Genomic DNA, 16,725 nt, shown 5'->3' with positions numbered 1-16,725 from the left:
TTGTCCGACGTTTTGCGACGAGGGGACCACACACATGGGAATCTCACCCCACGGCCGGCGGCCCGGCACGGCGGTCCTCGTGGCGGTCGCGCTCGGCCTGCTGTTCGGCCCGGTGGCGTGCGGCGACGGGGAGAACCGGCCGAACCCGCCGTCGGCCCGGCCCTCGGCGCAGGAGCCGACCGAGCGGCCGACGCCGACCCGGACCGAGCGCACCCGCACCCCCGAACCGGAGGAACCGACCGACGAGGCGACCGCCCAGGAGACACCGGAACCCACCAGCCGGCCGACCAGGACGGCGACGCCGGACCGGACCACGGCCGAGGCCACCACCGAGCCGGCCACGCCGACGAAGACGCAGACGACCACCAAGGCACCGGAAACGACGGAGCCGACGAAGGAGCCGACGACCGAGGCCCCGGCGCCGACCCCGGCCTCGGCCGCGCCGGTGACCTCGACGACCTCCGCCACCGCGAGCCTCGGCCCGGTCTTCTGGTTCCTGATGATCATGCTGCTCGCCGCCGTGGTCGGCGCCCTGATGGTCTGGCGGTCGCGGCGCAAGCAGGACTGGCAGACCGGCGCCGAGGTGCTGGCGGCGGACAGCCGCGCCGTCGTCGGCGTACGGCTGCCGTCGATCCTGACCACGACGACGGCGGCCGATCGCGCGCTGGCCTGGCCGCCGGTGCGGGCGGACCTCGCCGACCTCGCGGCCCGGTGGGGGCAGCACGCCGCGGCCGCTCCCAGCGAGGAGCAGCGGCAGCGCTCCGGTCAGGTGGGCGTGCTCCTCCAGGACCTGATCTCGGGCGTCGACGCCGAGAACGAGGCGCTGGCCACCGGGCGGGAGTGGCAGCTGCTGCGGCCCCGCGTCGAGGACATCGTGCGGACGCTCTCCGCGGCGCTCGGCGGTCAGCCCCAGCCGGGATACGGCCCGCAGAGCGGACCCGGATACGGCTCGCAAGGCGGACCCCCGCAAGGCGGACCCGGATACGGCCCGCAGGGCGGACCCCCGCAGAGCGGACCCGGATACGGATATGACGACGGCCAGGGTGGTCCGGGCCCGGTGTGAGCGGGTCGCGCCGCGTGCGTGAGTGAGTGAGTGAGGCCGGGGCGAACCCGCCCCGGCCTCATTCCAGCAACCGGGCCCTCGCTCGGCGGCCGGACAGGGCCGCGGCCAGCCCACGGTAGGTGGACACGCCACAGAGGACGCCGAGCGTGATCGCGACGATCGAGGCGAGCGGCTCGATCAGGGCGTCGACGCCGGCGGCGGCCGGGTTGCCGAGGACCTCGGTGACGCCGATGAGGCCGATCGCGCCCGGAACCAGCAGCCAGAACGCGGGCAGGAAGGTGACCTGCGAGGGCGGCCCGGTGCGCAGCCGGGCGGCCAGCCGCTCCTGTGTCTCGGTGACGGCGGTGCCCGCGAGGCTCAGCATCCGCCCGAGCTCGAGCAGGAACGCCTGCTGACCGTCGGCGGGATCCGGACTCCCCTCGTACATGATCAGGTCCCGGCCGCGAGCGGGCGGCGCACGGCGGCGGCGCCGATCAGCATGCCCGATGCCGATCGCGGCCAGCAGCGCGAGCATGTCGGCGAGGCTCGCGACGCCCCGCACGGGGTGGCCGCCGATCCAGCTCTCGATCCCCCGCAGTCCGTGCGAGCCCGGGGTGAGTACGTAGAACGCGCCCAGGTACAGCACGTACGGCGGCGGAAAGCGCCGTCGGCGCCCGAGCAGCAGCGCGGCGCTGGTCATCGCGGTCGCGCCGACGAACGTGCCCACCTCGTCGCCGGCGGCGGCGCCGGCGAGGGCGGTGACGGCGGCGGTACCGAGCACGAACGACAGTGCCCACCCGAAGTCGCCGGGCGCCATCGAGAAGGTCAGCAGCACGCCGAGGGCGAAGATCACCCAGCCGAGCGCCACCACCACGGGCCCGAGGTTGCCCGCGACCCTGACGTCGAACAGGGCACCCTGCGGCACGTCGACCAGCACGGTCGCGACCAGCGCGCCGAAGCCCAGCATCAGCAGCGAGGCGATGCTGGAGGTCAGCCGGGACGCGCCGGCGGTGACCCGGCCGCCGGCCAGCTCCAGCATCGCGGCGGAGAGCGCGTCGCCGGGTATGAAGTAGAACAGCGCCGGAACGATCAGCTGGATGGGCCCGCCGTCGATCCAGCCGGCGCGGTACGCCACGAGCACGAGCGCGGACACCGCGACGGACGCGGCGAACGGCGCGACGAGCGCGAGGCGCGGCCGGCCGTCGACGGCGACGACCAGGCAGCCGACGAGCAGGCCGAGCACGGCCGACGCGACGACCTCCTGCCAGGTCGCCTGTACGGAGATGCCGAACCCGACGCTGAACAGCGCCAGCCCGAGCACCCGCCAGCCGCGCCCGAAGCGCGTGGGCAGCAGTTGCAGATCGGCCAGCCGGCGGGTCGCCTGTTCCGCGGTCAGCCGCCCCTCGTCGATCGTGGCGAGCAGCCGCTTGAGCTCCGAGACCTGGTGCAGCGGCGGGACGACCGGCGCCGCGGAGCGGGCGATGGTGTGCTCCCCGACGGTGACGACCGCGGCGTCGGCCAGGAAGACCACGTCCACATCGTCCACGCCGTACCGCCGGGCGACACGCTTGATGATGAGCTCGGCGCCGCTGGTGCCCTCGTAGCTCCACCGCAGCAACAGGTCGGTCAGCGCGTCCAGCAGTTCGACGGTGTCGGTACGGGCGTCGGGCACCACCCTGCTCCCTCCGATTCGACGCGTGCCGCGACCGGGCCGGTCTCCCTCGGCCCGGGACCGGCGTCAACGACCGCCGGAGTACCGCTGCAGGAACAGCGCCTCCGCGAGGGCCATGTCGGCGATCTCGCGGGGGTCGACGCTCTCGTTCGGGGCGTGGATCAGCGCCTGCGGCTCCTCGACCCCCATCAGGATGATCTCCGCGTCCGGGTAGGTGTCGGCGAAGACGTTGCAGAGCGGGATCGAGCCGCCCTGCCCCAGCGTGGTCATCGGCCGGCCGAAGGCCTCGTCCATGGCCGAGGACAGCGCCCGGTACGCGGGGCCGCCGGTGCGCGCCTCGAACGGCTGGCCGACGGCCTCGCTCTCCACAGTGACGTGTACGCCCCACGGCGCCGCCGCCTGGAGGTGCGCGATGAGCGCGTCCTGCGCCTTGACGGCGTCCGTGCCCGGCGGCACCCGCAGGTTGAGCCGGGCCCGGGCGCGCGGCTGGATCGCCGCCGCCGAGCCGACCACGGGCGGGCAGTCGATGCCCAGGATGGTGAGCGCCGGCCGGGCCCAGATCATGTCCGACACCGTGCCGTCGCCCAGCAGCGCCACGCCGTCGCGCGGTCCCGCGTCGGCCCGGAACCGATCGGCGGGGTACGGCTCACCGGTCCACGTCTGAGTGTGGTCCAGGCCGGTGACGGTGGTGTTGCCGGCCTGATCGCGCAGCGTCGCCAGGATGTGCACCAGCGCCGCCAGGGCGTCCGGTGCGGCGCCGCCGAACATCCCGGAGTGCAGCTCACCGGCGAGCGCCTCGACGGTCACCACGACGTTGACCATGCCGCGCAGCGTCACGGTGGCGGCCGGCAGCCCGACCGCCGCGTTCCCGGTGTCGCACACCAGGATCGTGTCGGCGCGCAGCAGGTCGGGGTGGTGCACGACGAAGTCCTCCAGCCCGCCCGTGCCCTGCTCCTCCGAACCCTCCACGACGACCTTCAGGTTCACCGGCACCGGCCCGTCGAGCGCGCGCAGCGCCGTGAGGTGCATGACGATGTTGCCCTTGCAGTCGGCGGTGCCCCGGCCGTACCAGCGGCCGCCGGCCTCGGTCAGCTCGAACGGCGGGGTGCGCCAGGCCGCAGCGTCCAGCGGCGGTTGGACGTCGTAGTGCGCGTACAGCAGGACCGTCGGCGCGTCCCGGTCGGTGCCCGGGCGCTCGCCGTAGACGGCGGAGCTGCCGTCCGCGGTCTCGTGCAGGCCCATGCCCGTGAAGCCGACGGAGGTGAACGCGTCGGCCACCCACCGGGCCGCCCGCGCGCATTCCTCCGGCGGGAACTGCCGGGGGTCGGCGACCGACGGGATCGCGACCAGCTCGGCCAGGTCGCTGCGCGCCTGGCCCATCAGGTCGGCGACGCGGCGGCGCAGCTCCACGGCGGTCACCGGGCGGCCACGTCGTCGAACTCGAGATCGTCCACGACCTGCTGGAACTCCGCGACCTTGTCCGGGCAGTAGACCTTCATGATCAGCAACTGGCCCTGTACGACCTTGCTGTCGGCGATGACCGGCCGCTGGCCCGGTCCGGCGGCGCCGTTGGTGATCTGGCTGTAGAGCACGCCGCGGCTGAGCGCCTCGCCCGCGTTCGCGCAGACCGCGCCGCCGTCGTCGCCGAGCACGCGGGCGATCTGCTCCTGCGACGGTGCGCGCGCACCGGCCGCGGTGAGCTCGCTGATCAGCTGGTCGGCCTTCGCGTCGGCCTCGCGGCTCTCCTCCGCGCTGTGGAAGGTGAGCAGGGCGATGCCGGTCAGCAGCAGGAACGCGACGCCGAAGATGAGGTAGACCGTGCGATGACTCGTGTGCGCGACAGAGGGGTTCATGCCAGCGACTCCTCATCAGTGGGCGCCATCTTCCAGGACGGCTTGCGGAACTTGTAGAACAGGAACGGCACCAGCAGGCCGAGGCCCAGCGCGCCGCCGGCGACGACCGCCAGGTAGAAGCCGACGCTTCCGGAGCCGAACTGCGACGGCGGGATGAACCCGATCAGCAGCGCGGCCAGCGACGCGGCGAAGCCGATGCCGCAGAGCGCGGTCAGCATCGGCGCGCGGTAGCCGCGCGGGTGGTCGGGCTGGCTGCGCCGCAACCGCACGGCGGCCACGAACATCAGCAGGTACATGATCAGATAGACCTGGGTGGTGATCACCGAGAAGATCCAGTACGCGCTGGAGACGTCGGGGATGAACGCGTACGCGAGCGCGATTACTGTGGTGATCGCGCCCTGGGTCACCAGGATGTTCTGCTGCACGCCGTGCTTGTTGAGCCGCTGGAGGAAGGGCGGCAGGTAGCCCTCCTGCCGGGAGATCAGCAGCAGGCCCCGCGACGGGCCGGCCAGCCAGGTGAGCATGCCGCCCAGCGAGGCGGCCACCAGCATGATCCCGAGGATCGGGGTGAGCCACTGCGTGCCGAACTCGGCGAACACCGCGTCGAAGGCCTGCATGACCCCGGCCGTGAGCGAGAGCTGCTCGGCCGGCACGACCCAGCTGATGGCCAGCGCGGGCAGGATGAAGATCAGCAGAACCAGCCCCATCGCGAGGAACATCGCCCGGGGGAACTCTCGGCCCGGGTTGCGCAGCGAGGACACGTGCACCGCGTTCATCTCCATGCCGGAGTACGACAGGAAGTTGTTGACGATCAGCACCAGGCTGGACAGTCCGGCCCAGGCCGGCAGCAGGTTGCTCGCCGTCATCGGCGCCGCCGACTCGTTGCCCTGGCCGAGGAAGGCGACACCGAGGATCACCAGGAGCGTGCCCGGTACCAGCGTGCCGATGATCAGGCCGCCGCTGGCCAGGCCGGCCACCGAGCCGGTGCCCCGCGACGAGACCCAGACGCCGGTCCAGTAGCAGACCATGATCACGATCGCGGTCCACACGCCGCTCGTGGCCAGGTCCGGGTTGATCACGTACGCCAGGGTGCTGGCCACGAAGCCGAGCAGGCTCGGGTAGTAGAAGATGGTCATGGCGAACTGGCACCAGATGGCCAGGAAGCCCATAGGCTTGGAGATGCCCAGGCTGACCCAGTTGTAGACGCCGCCCGTCCAGCCGGAGGCGAGTTCCGCCGAGACCAGCGAGGTCGGCAGCAGGAACACCAGCGCCGGCACCACGTAGAGGAAGATGCTGGCCAGGCCGTACACCGCCATGGTCGGCGACGGCCGGAGGCTGGCTACGGAACTGGTGGTCATCAACGCCAGTGCGACCCAGGAGATGTAGGCCATCACCTTCTTGGGTGTCTTCGATCCGTCGTCTGCCGCCGACGCCGGCGTCGCCGCCGGCCGCGAGGCGGGTCCGTCCATCGCACTCATACTGCTGCCTCCTGAACAGAACACCGCGCCGCCGGACCGGCCACGGTGGCGGCCGCCCGGGCGTTGCGAACACTCCGGCGCCAGAGCCCCGGCAGCCGGTCCAGCGGTATCATCGGCGGCCGACATGGAACCCGCCTCATCCTCAGCGGGTTAGCTGGTCGACATCGATCCCCGGGCCGAGTATCACGCCGCCGGCGAACGGGCGCGGCATGATCCACGCGAAGGCAGCCATGCGGGTGATCTACGCACTCCGGGCCCGTTCCGGCCCGCCGGCGTGCCTCGCCAGGGCCGAGCCGGTAGCAAGCCCCGCGCTTGGGGCTCCCGCCGGCGCCGGAGCTGATATACAGGGGCTGAACAGTGAGCCTTTTTCAACGTGGCCGGGCGGCAACTCCTGGCAGGGAAACGGCACGGATGCGCCGGCACAGGCCAGGTTGAAAGGCTCACCGGAGACAGGCCGATTCCGCCCGGCGTTCCGCACGAGGCGCGGTCGGCCTGATGGGTCGGGTGGGCCCGCCGCCGATCCACGGCGCCCGGACGGCCGCTGGGGTCGAATCATCCGTTGCGGGCGATGCTGGTACTTCCGATCAGCCGTGAGGCTGCAAGGGCGCCGGTGTCCGGAATCCGGCCTGGCCGCCGGGCGCGAACGACCGGCCTTGAGTGCTCGGGCGGGGCCGCACGCGGCCGCGGCCGGGGCGAGGAGAACCCATGTCGGCGACAGAGTTTCGAGTGGCCGGCCGGGCGGCGCCGGGAGGACCGGCGACCGGATGCCGGCGGCGGCCCGGCATCCGCACGCGCAGTACCGGAGGTGTTCGCCGATGACGGCACGCCAGTTCACCCCGAAGGACTTCACCGAGCGGATGGAGCGCGCCGTGGCGCAGGCGGCGGACGCCGGCCTGACCGGCCTGCTCGTGACGCCGGGCCCCGACCTCGTCTACTTCACCGGCTACCAGCCGACCGCGATCACCGAGCGGATCACGCTGCTGGTGCTCGGTGCCGGGCGCGACCCGGCCATGATCGTCCCGGCCCTGGAACGCGGCGACGCCGAGCGCGCCGACGGCGTCTCGGCGGTGTCGCTGACCGACTGGGCCGACGGCACCGACCCGTACGCGCGGACCGCGCGCCTGCTCGACCCGGACGGCCGCTACGCCGTCTCCGACGCGGCGTGGGCGATGCACCTGCTCGCCCTCCAGGAGGTGCTGCCCGGGTCGGGATACACGTCGATGACCAGCACGCTGCCGATGCTGCGCGCCATCAAGGACGCCGAGGAGATCGACCGCCTCGCCGCCGCCGGCGCGGCGGCGGACGCGGCGTACGGGCAGATCGTCGGCGTGCGCTTCGCCGGGCGCCAGGAGCGCGAGATCGCCGCCGATCTGGCCGGTTTCCTGCGCGAGCACGGGCACGACACGGTGGACTTCACCATCGTCGGCTCCGGGCCCAACGGCGCCAACCCGCATCACGAGATGAGCGACCGCGTCGTGCGGGAGGGCGACATGGTCGTCCTCGACTTCGGCGGCCTCAAGGACGGCTACGGCTCGGACACCACCCGCACCGTGCACGTCGGGCCGCCGTCCGGCGAGGAGCGCGAGGTCTTCGAGATCGTGCGCCGCGCACAGCAGACCGCCTTCGAGGCGGTGCGCCCCGGCGTCGCCTGCCAGGAGATCGACCGCGCGGCCCGCAAGGTGATCGGCGACGCGGGCTACGGCGAGTACTTCATCCACCGGACCGGCCACGGGATCGGCCTGACCACCCACGAGCCGCCGTACATGGTCGAGGGCGAGACGCGCACGCTCGTTCCCGGCATGTGCTTCTCGATCGAGCCCGGCATCTACCTGCCGGGCCGCTTCGGCGTACGCATCGAGGACATCGTGACGGTGACCGCGGACGGCGGGCGCCGGCTGAACGGCACGAGCCACGAGATGCACATCGTCTCCTGACATTGGACGCCCGGAGGTGCTGGCGATGCTGTTCCTGCTGCTGCTCACGGCATTTGTGGCCTGTACATGCGCGTACACGATCTGGCTGATCGTCCAGGACACCTCCCCGGACCCGGAGGCCCGCCCGGCGCACGAGCGGATCGGGCCGGCCACGGCCGGGTCCCGGCCGGAGCCGGGCAGCCTCGAGGGCGTGCTGGTCGCCCAGCTGGTGGCCGCCGCGATCACCCGCCGGCAGTACGTGCGCGAGATGGAGCGGGTCGCCGCCCGCGACGACGAGCGTCACCCCCTCGCGATCCCGCCGGAGATCGGCTCCGACGGCGCCTGACCCCCTCACCAACCGCCGTTGAAGAACGCCAGCAACGCGGGCGCCGGATCCGCCGCGGTGCTCGCGTTCGCCGCGGCGACGACGACGAGGACCAGCGACGACAACGCCGACAGGACACCGAACGACCCCAGCACCCGCCCGGTCCGCCGGTCGGCGGCCGCGAACCGCCGCCACAGCACCGCGCTCACGCCGATGAGCACGGCCGCCACGACCGCGGCGACCACCGCGAGCACCACGTGGAAGCGGGCGAAGTCACCGATCATCACCGCGAGTGGAGGCGAGAACCGGCCGCCTCCGGTCGCGGCCGCGTCCAGCTCCCGCCGTACCTGATCGAGCGCGCCGGCGGGATCCCCGCCGGACGCCACCATCGGCAGCGCCGAGGCGAAGGGTGCCGCCGCACCCTGGATGTTGGCCATCAGCGCCACCGTGGCGAACAGCCCGAGCGCGACGACGACAACGCCGGCCGGCGCGAGCAGGGGTCCGCGGCCGCCTCTCCGGAACGCCCGCCAGAGCAGAACGCCGAGCGCCACCAGCACGATCAGCAGGAGCGCGGCGAACACGGCCTTGGCGACGTGGTAGCGGAACCAGTAGTCGACCGCCCGGTCCAGGCCCGGCGGGAGGTCGCGGCCGCCGGAGCGCCAGTAACCGGGGAACTCCGCGCCCAGGGCCGCCGACAGCTCGCGCTCGCTGTCGAAGCCGCCGCCCGGCCCGAGGGCCGCGAGCAGGCGCGGTCCGACCACGAAGGCCGCGACGAGGGTCGCGGTGAGGGCGGCGAGCAGTGCGGCTCGCAAGTGTTCGAGGTGACCACGCATCACCGCAGGTTAGGCGGGCGCGGCCGGCGGGGACCAGGGTGCTGGCCGGAGTCCTCGGGTAGGGCCAGCCATACCTCTTCTCCTATCTGGCCTATGGGCTTACCATGCTCGTTACCCGCCGCCGCGGGCACCGCGAGAGGGAGCGAAGCCGATGGACGAGATGCTGGACGAGGGCGCCTACGACCGGCGGCGGCTGCGTCAGTGGCTGGCCGGCGAGGCCGGCGGCTTCTCCCGCCGGGACATGCTCAGGCTGACCGCCGCGATCGGCGCCGGCCTGGCCGGCGCGACCGCCGCCGCAACCCCGGCACGGGCCGCCGCCGGACCGATCGTCAAGCCCCTGCCGCCCGAGCTGTTCACGGTCCTGGGCACCAACGCCGAGATGCGCTGGTCGGCCATGGCCGACCAGGGCTACCTGGTGCCGATCGACCGCTTCTCCGTCCGCAACCACACCAGCACCCCGATCATCGAGCCGGCGGACTGGCGGCTGCGGATCTTCGGCGCCGGCCTGCGGCACGGCCCGGTCGAATTCTCGTACGACGACCTGCGCCGCCTGCCGTCCGAGACCGTCACCTCCACGGTGGAGTGCGCGGGCAACGGCCGCAGCTACTTCACCAGCCAGCAGGGGCAGTCGGTGTCCGGCACCGCCTGGAAGCTCGGCGGCGTCGGCGTAGCCCGCTGGCGCGGCGTGCGCCTGTCCACGGTCCTGCGGCGCGCGGGCCTGGGCCGCAACGCGGTCGATGTGCTGCCGTCCGGCCTCGACCCGAACTTCGTCACCGGCGGCGTCGACCTCGGGCCGGTGCGCCGCCCGCTGCCCGTACGCAAGGCGCTGCACGACGTGCTCGTCGCGTACGAGATGAACGGCGAACCGCTGCCGGCCGACCACGGCCGGCCGGTGCGGCTGATCGTGCCGCACTGGATCGGCATCGCCTCGATCAAGTGGCTGGGTGCCATCGAGGTCTCCGACGCCCCGCTCTTCTCACCGTGGAACACCCAGTTCTACCGGCTCTTCGGCGCCGACTACCCCGCCGAGGGGCAGCCGTTCGACCGCCAGGTGGTCAAGAGCGCGTTCGAGCTGGACCAGGGCGCCCAGCTACCCGCCGGCGAGCACACCCGGCTGCGCGGCCGCTCCTGGTCGGCGGGCGGCGCCATCCGCCACGTCGAGGTCAGCACCGACGGCGGCGCACGCTGGCGCCGGGCCCGCAAGGTCGGCGGCAGCGAGGGCGCGGCCTGGCAGCGCTGGGAGATCGACTGGCGGCCGGCCGCGGGCGAGCACGAGCTGCTGGCCCGGGCAACGGACGTGCGCGGCAACACCCAGCCGGACACGACCATCCACAATTCACTTGGCTACCTCTTCGACGCCGTGGTCCGCCACCGGGTCGTCGCGGCCTGAGCTCACTCCCCCGCGAGCCGGCGCAGCAGGGCGAGGTCCGCCCGGTCGACGTCCCGGGGCTCGTAGCCACTGTGGAACAGCAGCTGCCGGCCGACCGAGATGCAGTCGACCCGGCGGCCGCCGATGACGCCGCTGGTGAAGTCGGCGCGCGGCCACCGGAAGACGGCGCCGTCGAGGCCGGCCTGGAGACCGTCGCCGGCCTCGTCGAACGTCAGCGGGTGCAGGTCCACCCGCCCCCGCGGCCCGGCGACCTCCACCCGCACCGGCCGCCAGTCGGTCTCGATGACGTAGCCGAGCCGGCCGAGCACGCCCAGCGCCGCACCCTCCCCCTCGGCGGCGATCGCGAGGTCCAGGTCGCGGTGCACCCGGGTCTGCCGGCCCACCAGCGCGTCGACGCCCCAGCCGCCGCTGATCCAGGCCCGGCACCCCGCGGACGCCAGGGCGTCCAGCACCGCGTGCACCTCACCGGCGGCCATACCCACAGAGTCGATCATGACACTCGTTCCGCTTCGCCTTGTTCGCGGGACGGGCCGGTGTCTACCATCGACAGATGGAACGCCAGCGCAAGGCGACCATGTCGCGGACAGCGTTCACCACCGGCGTCATCGGATTTCTTCTCGTCGGTGCCGCCTTCCTGATCGTTGCCGTCCTGGTCCTCTCCGGCACCGTCACCGTCGCGCAGCGCGTCGTGTTCGGCCTGGTGGCGATCGCCCTCGGCGGCGCGGCAGTGGCCGCCGCCGCCCTCCAGCTCAAGCAGGGCCGGACCGGCACCCGCCCGGCCCCGGCCGACACCCGGACCGAGAACGGACCCGGCGCGGCCGGCTTCGGCATCGGCGAACCCGACGACGCCCGGTTCCACGGCCCCGGCCAACATCCCGGAGTCGGCGAGTTCTAGCACCGCTCGCCGCGCCGCGCGGCTACCGCACGCCGGAACTTCACATCGGCTCGATCAGGCATCCGGTAGCCGCGAGGCGAGCGCTGCGGGCAGACATAGCCGACCGCCCATCTCCACCGTTACATCTGTTAGTGCTGCAACGGCATTTTCATCGGAGTGGGTAGCCTGCTGCGCCCACGAAGTCACTCGCGCAGGGCGGTTTCGCCGATGACATCAACATCCTGTCGGGCCCATCGAAGGACGAACCGGAGCACGTGATCCGGCACCCCTCGGGTACGCAACAACTCCTGGAGCTGCGGAATCGGCTGATGCCGTCGGCGGACGTCGTGGAGCAGGTTGCAAATGGCCGAGTACCCGCCGGAAGTAAGCCCGTACTCCAGGTAGGGCAGGAAGAGGACCAGCCACGTGGCGAGGTCGTCACCCCCCGCAGTCTCAGGCATCGGATCATTCTGGAGCCGGTGTACGGGGAAGGTCGGCAGACCCACTGGCAGGGTGGGGCTCTGCGCTCGCAACGGCGGCAGCCAGGGAGTTGGTCGACGCACTAGCAGTTCCCTTACGTCGTGCGCGACATCGGGCAACGAGCTGGGCTCGTCCGCAGGTTCGAGCACGTCTTGGACGAGAAGCTGTACCACCCACGGGTAGCCTGCACCGGAGAGGGCCAGGTCCGACACATAGAAAGGCAGCACACCGTGTCGGTTCATGACCTCGTCGGCGACGGCATCATCGCGGATCCGGGCCCATGGCCACGCACGGCGCCAGCGTTCGACAGCCTCCTTGTGCCGTTCCTCAAGCTCGGCAGCCAGGTTGGCCCAAACAGCCCGCCGGCTCTCGTCTTCGGTAACCACTGCGCGGCTGAGATTGGTGGCCAGTAAGAGTGCGATGGCGTTCCCGGCCTCAATGCTCTTGCTGAGGGCATCGGTCAAACATCGGAGGACGAATGGCAGATTGCCGGGGAGCGCCCGATACATCAAGTCGTACAGTGGCCCGTCGGCTGCCACCAGCTCCCCGAAGTCCTCGCTCAGCGGGGCTACCAGGAACCGGTCCTCCTCGCCGAACCTGCACGCCCGCTCCAGCGCCATGTCAACTAGGCGAGCCACCAGCACGGGCGACACGCACACGTCGCCAAGCGATCTGGAGCAGAATTGGGCCAACGCGGCCTGCTCATCAGAGGTCGCCTCGGCCATCTCTTCAAGCGCCAGATGCAGGACCGTGTCGCCACCATCGTCGACGTTGCGATCGATACGTTGCAGCGCGAGTTGCGCCACCACCTCCCAACGGTTCTCCCGCACAGGAGTCGAAAGCACGTTCCAGACCTGTTCCGGCGTTCTCGCCATGCGAACCAGATACTCGGCGGCGAAGAACTCGAGAAAGGTCCGATGGGCGAAACCGAAGATCGACTCGGTGGCGGTGGAACCAACCTCGGCGAGGATCCAAGCCCGCCCGGCGCAGTAGTCGAGGAACTCGGCGGCTACCGCGGCCGCCTCGTCGTCGTCGAAACCCTTGGTGGTCAGGTATCGCTCGAGGATTCGGAGAATCCGGCTTCTTGGCTGCTCAGGCGGCGAATATTCGGTGAACAGGACCCAGGCGAGCTCCTGTACCGCGCCGCGAACACGGCCGTCGAAGCCGAGCGTCCGGCTGATGCCCCGCATCCGATCCCACCGGTCGAACACCATCACAGCGCACCGCTCATACACCTCGCCGCGGTTGCTCGGAATGTAGTGCTCGGTCGCGAACATCGCACACAGCACGCTCAGCAGCAGTGGGCTGCTGCGAAGTTCTTCGATCGACGTGCTTTCGCGGAGAAACGCGTCCGCGAGCCGCGCCCGTTCCGCCGGTGAGGAGCCGCCGTCCAGGGCGAACCACCGCCGTGCGTAAAGGGCAACGCGTTCCGCGTCGAAGGATGCCAGCGCGCAGGTGCGAAAAAGAGCGGGATCAAGCGAGGCCTCGGCGTAACCGACCCGCCGTGACGTCGCGACCACCGGTACCAGCGGGTGCAACAGAACGAATCCCTTGACCAGTTCCGCCACGCGGCGGCGGAGTGCTACGTCGGTCAGTTCGTCGAGGCCGTCGAGAATGATCACGGCGCGGCCGTTGAGCAGCAGGTAGTCAACGGTTTCAGGGGTCAGGTCGACGTTGTACGGCGCCTTCCCCGCGACGGCAAGATGCTGTACGAGCGTGCGCTCGCCGGCCTGCAACGCGGACGAGAACTGCCGGAGGACGACCAGCAAGGGGACGACCGTGCCGTGCGGTTCGGCGGCGAGGTCGTGGGCCAACTTCTCAGCGAACGTGGACTTGCCGGCGCCAGGGTCGCCGAGGATGACGTGGCGTTGCCCCGGCTCGGCCAGCACCGCGGTGTCGACGATCAACTCCTCCTCGGGCTGTTGACGCAGCACCGGCGTGACGTACAAGTCGTCCCATGGCACGTTGCGTGCCGTGCCTGCGTGTGGCAACCGCAGTTCCGAGTGCAGGTGAGCGGTCTGCGATCGCAGGAGTTGCAGTTCCTCGTGTATCTCGCGGAGGCTGGCCAGCCGACTGAGCAGCGCGCCGGTGCGTGCCGCTGCGGCCGCGACGTGTCCTTGAGCGATGACGGCCTCGGGCACGCCGATCGGCTTCGTGCTCGCCTGGCCGGCCGCAGTCTGCGTAGCGTCGAGGACGACATCCGTGATGCCGAGCAGCTGCTCCGGTGGCAGGCCGACGGCAAGCCGCAGGCCTTGCCGGATCTGTTCGCGGACCGAGGACAGGTGCTCCTGCCGGTTCCTGGCCGACGGGTGCATCAGCGCGATCACGACCTGTAGACCGACCTGTTCGAAGTCCGGCGAGGCCAGATAGCGCGCGAGCGCGGCGGCCTCGGCCGGCGACAGCTCACCCAGCAGGTCATGGGCCGTTTCCTGGGCCATCGAAGGACGGGCTTCGTCCCGCAGCTGACGCACCTGGGCCCGGTGTCGCACCCCGCCGATCAGCTGGCCAACTACCCGGCCGACGACCTTGAAAAGTGTCGCTTCGATACCCGACGTCACGGCTAGGTGACGCTATCAGTCACGGTCCGCCGCGCCTAGTCCAGCTGGATCGTGAGGCGGCGCGAGCTTCCTCGATGGTTACGCCGACGATTTGCACGGCCGGCCGGGCGGGCCGGCCGGCTGCCTGTCTCATTGATCTACGACCGCAGTCCGGCCAGGCCTGGCCACCGAAGCATTATGGATCAGCGCGATCGCGTCGCGGCGCCGTGGCTGACGCCGCAACCAGCACCGCAGCGTCGCCCGCCGCGCTCGTCCGAACCCGCGGCCGCGACAGCGGGTTCGACCTTCGCGAGGCGATGCTCGACGATGAGCTCGTGGAGATCCTCAGGCTGTTGCAGCCGGGCGTGACAAAGCCTCACGTCGATCACGCCGCGGGTGCTTCCTGGCTCGCCGCCGTGCACGATGCGATGCGCAGCGTCGGCGGTGCTGTCCGCGCCGCTGCCGAGAAACCGGCTGCGGGCCGCAGCTACTACCGGGTGAGAGTGGAAGCCCGCGACGGCGTCGCAGGGGTCATCCTGTTCAACGCGGCCGCGCGGTTGGTCGCCGCGGCCGAAGCAGCCGACCCTCAGGAGATCGTCGTGGCGTTCGTAGCCGTGCCTGGGAGCGAGGTCTTCTCCGAGCGAGGATTCCAGGTGGCCGGCCCGGCGGAGCTCGATGAACCGCTCAGCGAGCGCCATCTGCACGCGCTCACGGCGGATGAGCGGCGTGATGTCGCCTACCACCGTCCGGCTCGACTCGGAGATCTGTTGTTCAACTGGTTCGACTGACGCGTCATGCGATAGTGCCGGTCGTGAACTTTCCTCTCGATGCGCTGGGGCCGGCCGTGTCGGCCCGGGCGGAGACCTGGGAACGGCTGGGGCTCGAGTGGCGGATCCGCCCGGTCGCGCCGAACCACGGCAAGCCGGTGGTCGTCAGTGAGTTCGAGTCGGCGACCTGGCTGGGCAGCGTGCTGATCTGGATCAGCGGCGAAGCGGAGCTCGATGCCGTCCGCGTCTCCGATGACAGGGCGATCAGTAAGCACTACGACCTGACCGGACTGGACGACCTTGAGGTGCTGCTCGGCGAACTGGGCGCTCTGCTGACCGCCAGCCGCGTTCCCGATGCCGCCTTTGTCCACTCTGCCCCGTGATGGCTGCTGGATGCGCTCCTCCCGCGGTCGCTACATCGGATTGCGCGACATCGCGCGGTGGTGGAGCGTGCGCATCTCCTGGTCGAAGGGGGGAACCGGACCGGTGGTAGGTATGCCGGGTGCGATGACCGTGATCGGCAGGACCGCGACCGGCGCGGCCGGCAGACCCCAGCCGGAACGCCAGTCGGCGAGTTGGGCACTCGACGCGGCGAAGACGATCCGGCCGAGTCCGACCCACGCGTGGGCGGCAGCGCACATCGGGCAGTGTTCGCCGGACGTGTAGACGGTCGCGGCGGCCCGCCGGTCGGTCGGCAGATGCTTGGCGGCCCACTGCGCCAGCGCCAGCTCCGGGTGCGCGGTCGGATCCGCCGAACTGTTCTCCCGGTTACGGTCCTCCGCCAGGACGTCGCCGTCCGGGCCCACCAGAACGGATCCGAACGGGTGGTCACCCGCCTCCAGGGCCTCGGCGGCGAGCGCCACGCACCGCCGCAGATGCACGAGATCATCCGGGTTTGTGCTCATGACCGCTCAGACTACCGACCTTGGGCGTCGTCGCACCGGACAGGATTCACGGAACCGCGACGACATCCTGGCTCCTGAGCGAAGCCTCTCCGTGGCGGGAGCGGACGTGCAGATGGCCTTCCAGCGGCCACGGCGGTCGAGGCGGGATGACCTCGAACCGGGAGAACTGTGCCTTCGCCGCGACCCGGCAGGACGCGCGGTTGTCGACCTGGTGGATCAGCTCAAGACGGGTCAGCCGATCGGGGGCGTACCGCTCGAAGGCCCAGCGGCACACCTCGCCGAGCGCCCGGGCGGCGATGTCGCGGCCGCGGGCGTACGCCGCCGTCCAGTAGCCGACCTCCCCCACGGGCTGACCGGCGTCGTGGCGAAGCTTGAGCACGACGTGGCCGGCCGGGACACCCCGCGGATCGACCTCCTGAACCGCAAAGCTGATCCGGTCACCGGCCTCCCGGCCGTCATGTTGCGCGGTGACCCAGCGCCGGATCTCCTCCGCGTCGCCGGCGGGGAAGGTGGTCCACCGGAGCAACGCGGGGTCGGCACCCATCCGGGCCAGCACCGCCACGTCCTCATTCCGCCACGGCCGCAGCACCAGGGACGGTGCCGATGCCGTCGCCGCCACCGTCAGAACGGCGACCATGAGCGTCTCCCCTCAGAAG

General features: G+C 71.4%; 16 protein-coding genes. 7 read left to right on the top strand and 9 right to left on the bottom strand.

Annotation, left to right across the window (positions count from 1 at the left end; translation table 11 throughout):
• Positions 1 to 34: 34 nt before the first annotated feature.
• Positions 35 to 1,063: a hypothetical protein gene (locus BJ971_RS17765; protein WP_184994376.1), complete on the top strand. Its 1,029-nt coding sequence runs from the start codon at positions 35 to 37 to the stop codon at positions 1,061 to 1,063.
• A gap of 58 nt (positions 1,064 to 1,121) precedes the next feature.
• Here the strand turns inward: BJ971_RS17765 and BJ971_RS17760 are convergent, their stop codons facing one another.
• From BJ971_RS17760 to gadC, 4 genes are all read right to left on the bottom strand, one after another.
• Positions 1,122 to 2,714 carry a threonine/serine exporter family protein gene (locus BJ971_RS17760; protein ID WP_184994375.1) on the bottom strand — a complete coding sequence of 531 codons (1,593 nt, stop codon included), beginning with the start codon at positions 2,712 to 2,714 and terminating at the stop codon, positions 1,122 to 1,124.
• Positions 2,715 to 2,780: 66 nt separating this feature from the next.
• Positions 2,781 to 4,133, bottom strand: a complete 1,353-nt coding sequence (locus BJ971_RS17755; RefSeq protein WP_239087593.1) for a dipeptidase — start codon at positions 4,131 to 4,133, stop codon at positions 2,781 to 2,783.
• Positions 4,130 to 4,567, bottom strand: coding sequence for a hypothetical protein (locus BJ971_RS17750; protein WP_184994374.1), 438 nt, complete (start codon positions 4,565 to 4,567; stop codon positions 4,130 to 4,132). Before BJ971_RS17750 ends, BJ971_RS17755 begins: the two co-directional genes overlap by 4 nt.
• Positions 4,564 to 6,036, bottom strand: a complete 1,473-nt coding sequence (gadC, locus tag BJ971_RS17745) for a glutamate/gamma-aminobutyrate antiporter GadC (RefSeq protein ID WP_203709442.1) — start codon at positions 6,034 to 6,036, stop codon at positions 4,564 to 4,566. The genes BJ971_RS17750 and gadC overlap by 4 nt, the downstream gene beginning before the upstream one ends.
• 824 nt (positions 6,037 to 6,860) lie before the next feature.
• On the opposite strand from gadC, the gene BJ971_RS17740 reads away from it, so the two are divergent.
• A complete protein-coding gene (locus BJ971_RS17740) occupies positions 6,861 to 7,979 on the top strand; it encodes an aminopeptidase P family protein (protein ID WP_184994372.1) in 1,119 nt (372 codons plus the stop codon).
• Between the two features lie 25 nt (positions 7,980 to 8,004).
• A complete protein-coding gene (locus BJ971_RS17735; RefSeq protein WP_184994371.1) occupies positions 8,005 to 8,304 on the top strand; it encodes a hypothetical protein in 300 nt (99 codons plus the stop codon).
• Positions 8,305 to 8,309: 5 nt separating this feature from the next.
• Here BJ971_RS17735 and BJ971_RS17730 read toward each other — a convergent pair whose 3' ends face one another.
• Positions 8,310 to 9,116 carry a hypothetical protein gene (locus tag BJ971_RS17730; RefSeq protein WP_184994370.1) on the bottom strand — a complete coding sequence of 269 codons (807 nt, stop codon included), beginning with the start codon at positions 9,114 to 9,116 and terminating at the stop codon, positions 8,310 to 8,312.
• Between the two features lie 151 nt (positions 9,117 to 9,267).
• On the opposite strand from BJ971_RS17730, the gene BJ971_RS17725 reads away from it, so the two are divergent.
• Positions 9,268 to 10,506 carry a sulfite oxidase gene (locus tag BJ971_RS17725; protein ID WP_184994369.1) on the top strand — a complete coding sequence of 413 codons (1,239 nt, stop codon included), beginning with the start codon at positions 9,268 to 9,270 and terminating at the stop codon, positions 10,504 to 10,506.
• 2 nt (positions 10,507 to 10,508) lie between these two features.
• On the opposite strand, the gene BJ971_RS17720 is transcribed toward BJ971_RS17725, so the two are convergent.
• A complete protein-coding gene (locus BJ971_RS17720) occupies positions 10,509 to 11,000 on the bottom strand; it encodes a nucleotidyltransferase domain-containing protein (protein WP_203709443.1) in 492 nt (163 codons plus the stop codon).
• Positions 11,001 to 11,056: 56 nt separating this feature from the next.
• On the opposite strand from BJ971_RS17720, the gene BJ971_RS17715 reads away from it, so the two are divergent.
• Positions 11,057 to 11,401, top strand: coding sequence for a hypothetical protein (locus BJ971_RS17715; RefSeq protein ID WP_184994368.1), 345 nt, complete (start codon positions 11,057 to 11,059; stop codon positions 11,399 to 11,401).
• 182 nt (positions 11,402 to 11,583) lie between these two features.
• On the opposite strand, the gene BJ971_RS17710 is transcribed toward BJ971_RS17715, so the two are convergent.
• Positions 11,584 to 14,418, bottom strand: a complete 2,835-nt coding sequence (locus tag BJ971_RS17710) for an NACHT domain-containing protein (protein ID WP_184994367.1) — start codon at positions 14,416 to 14,418, stop codon at positions 11,584 to 11,586.
• Positions 14,419 to 14,624: 206 nt separating this feature from the next.
• Between BJ971_RS17710 and BJ971_RS17705 the strand changes: the two genes are divergently transcribed.
• Positions 14,625 to 15,185: a hypothetical protein gene (locus BJ971_RS17705; RefSeq protein ID WP_239087594.1), complete on the top strand. Its 561-nt coding sequence runs from the start codon at positions 14,625 to 14,627 to the stop codon at positions 15,183 to 15,185.
• A gap of 23 nt (positions 15,186 to 15,208) precedes the next feature.
• Positions 15,209 to 15,547, top strand: a complete 339-nt coding sequence (locus BJ971_RS17700; RefSeq protein ID WP_184994366.1) for an immunity protein TriTu family protein — start codon at positions 15,209 to 15,211, stop codon at positions 15,545 to 15,547.
• A gap of 30 nt (positions 15,548 to 15,577) precedes the next feature.
• Here BJ971_RS17700 and BJ971_RS17695 read toward each other — a convergent pair whose 3' ends face one another.
• Both BJ971_RS17695 and BJ971_RS17690 read right to left on the bottom strand, forming a co-directional pair.
• Positions 15,578 to 16,069 (bottom strand): nucleoside deaminase, encoded by a 492-nt coding sequence (locus BJ971_RS17695; RefSeq protein ID WP_184994365.1) that lies wholly within the window; start codon positions 16,067 to 16,069, stop codon positions 15,578 to 15,580.
• A gap of 46 nt (positions 16,070 to 16,115) precedes the next feature.
• Complete coding sequence (locus BJ971_RS17690) at positions 16,116 to 16,706, bottom strand: GNAT family N-acetyltransferase (RefSeq protein ID WP_184994364.1); 591 nt, start codon at positions 16,704 to 16,706, stop codon at positions 16,116 to 16,118.
• Positions 16,707 to 16,725 lie beyond the last annotated feature (19 nt).

Origin of the sequence: Amorphoplanes digitatis, assembly GCF_014205335.1 — a bacterium.
GTDB lineage: Bacteria > Actinomycetota > Actinomycetes > Mycobacteriales > Micromonosporaceae > Actinoplanes > Actinoplanes digitatus.
This window is presented reverse-complemented; position numbering and strand designations above follow the sequence as displayed.

Excerpts from the sequence above, each read along its gene's own strand:
- BJ971_RS17765 (WP_184994376.1), top strand. The coding sequence starts at position 35 with ATGGGAATCTCACCCCACGGCCGGCGGCCCGGCACGGCGGTCCTCGTG.
- gadC (WP_203709442.1), bottom strand. The coding sequence starts at position 6,036 with ATGGACGGACCCGCCTCGCGGCCGGCGGCGACGCCGGCGTCGGCGGCA.
- BJ971_RS17740 (WP_184994372.1), top strand. The coding sequence starts at position 6,861 with ATGACGGCACGCCAGTTCACCCCGAAGGACTTCACCGAGCGGATGGAG.
- BJ971_RS17715 (WP_184994368.1), top strand. The coding sequence starts at position 11,057 with ATGGAACGCCAGCGCAAGGCGACCATGTCGCGGACAGCGTTCACCACC.
- BJ971_RS17695 (WP_184994365.1), bottom strand. The coding sequence starts at position 16,069 with ATGAGCACAAACCCGGATGATCTCGTGCATCTGCGGCGGTGCGTGGCG.
- BJ971_RS17725 (WP_184994369.1), top strand. The coding sequence starts at position 9,268 with ATGGACGAGATGCTGGACGAGGGCGCCTACGACCGGCGGCGGCTGCGT.
- BJ971_RS17735 (WP_184994371.1), top strand. The coding sequence starts at position 8,005 with ATGCTGTTCCTGCTGCTGCTCACGGCATTTGTGGCCTGTACATGCGCG.
- BJ971_RS17730 (WP_184994370.1), bottom strand. The coding sequence starts at position 9,116 with ATGCGTGGTCACCTCGAACACTTGCGAGCCGCACTGCTCGCCGCCCTC.
- BJ971_RS17690 (WP_184994364.1), bottom strand. The coding sequence starts at position 16,706 with ATGGTCGCCGTTCTGACGGTGGCGGCGACGGCATCGGCACCGTCCCTG.
- BJ971_RS17720 (WP_203709443.1), bottom strand. The coding sequence starts at position 11,000 with ATGATCGACTCTGTGGGTATGGCCGCCGGTGAGGTGCACGCGGTGCTG.
- BJ971_RS17750 (WP_184994374.1), bottom strand. The coding sequence starts at position 4,567 with ATGAACCCCTCTGTCGCGCACACGAGTCATCGCACGGTCTACCTCATC.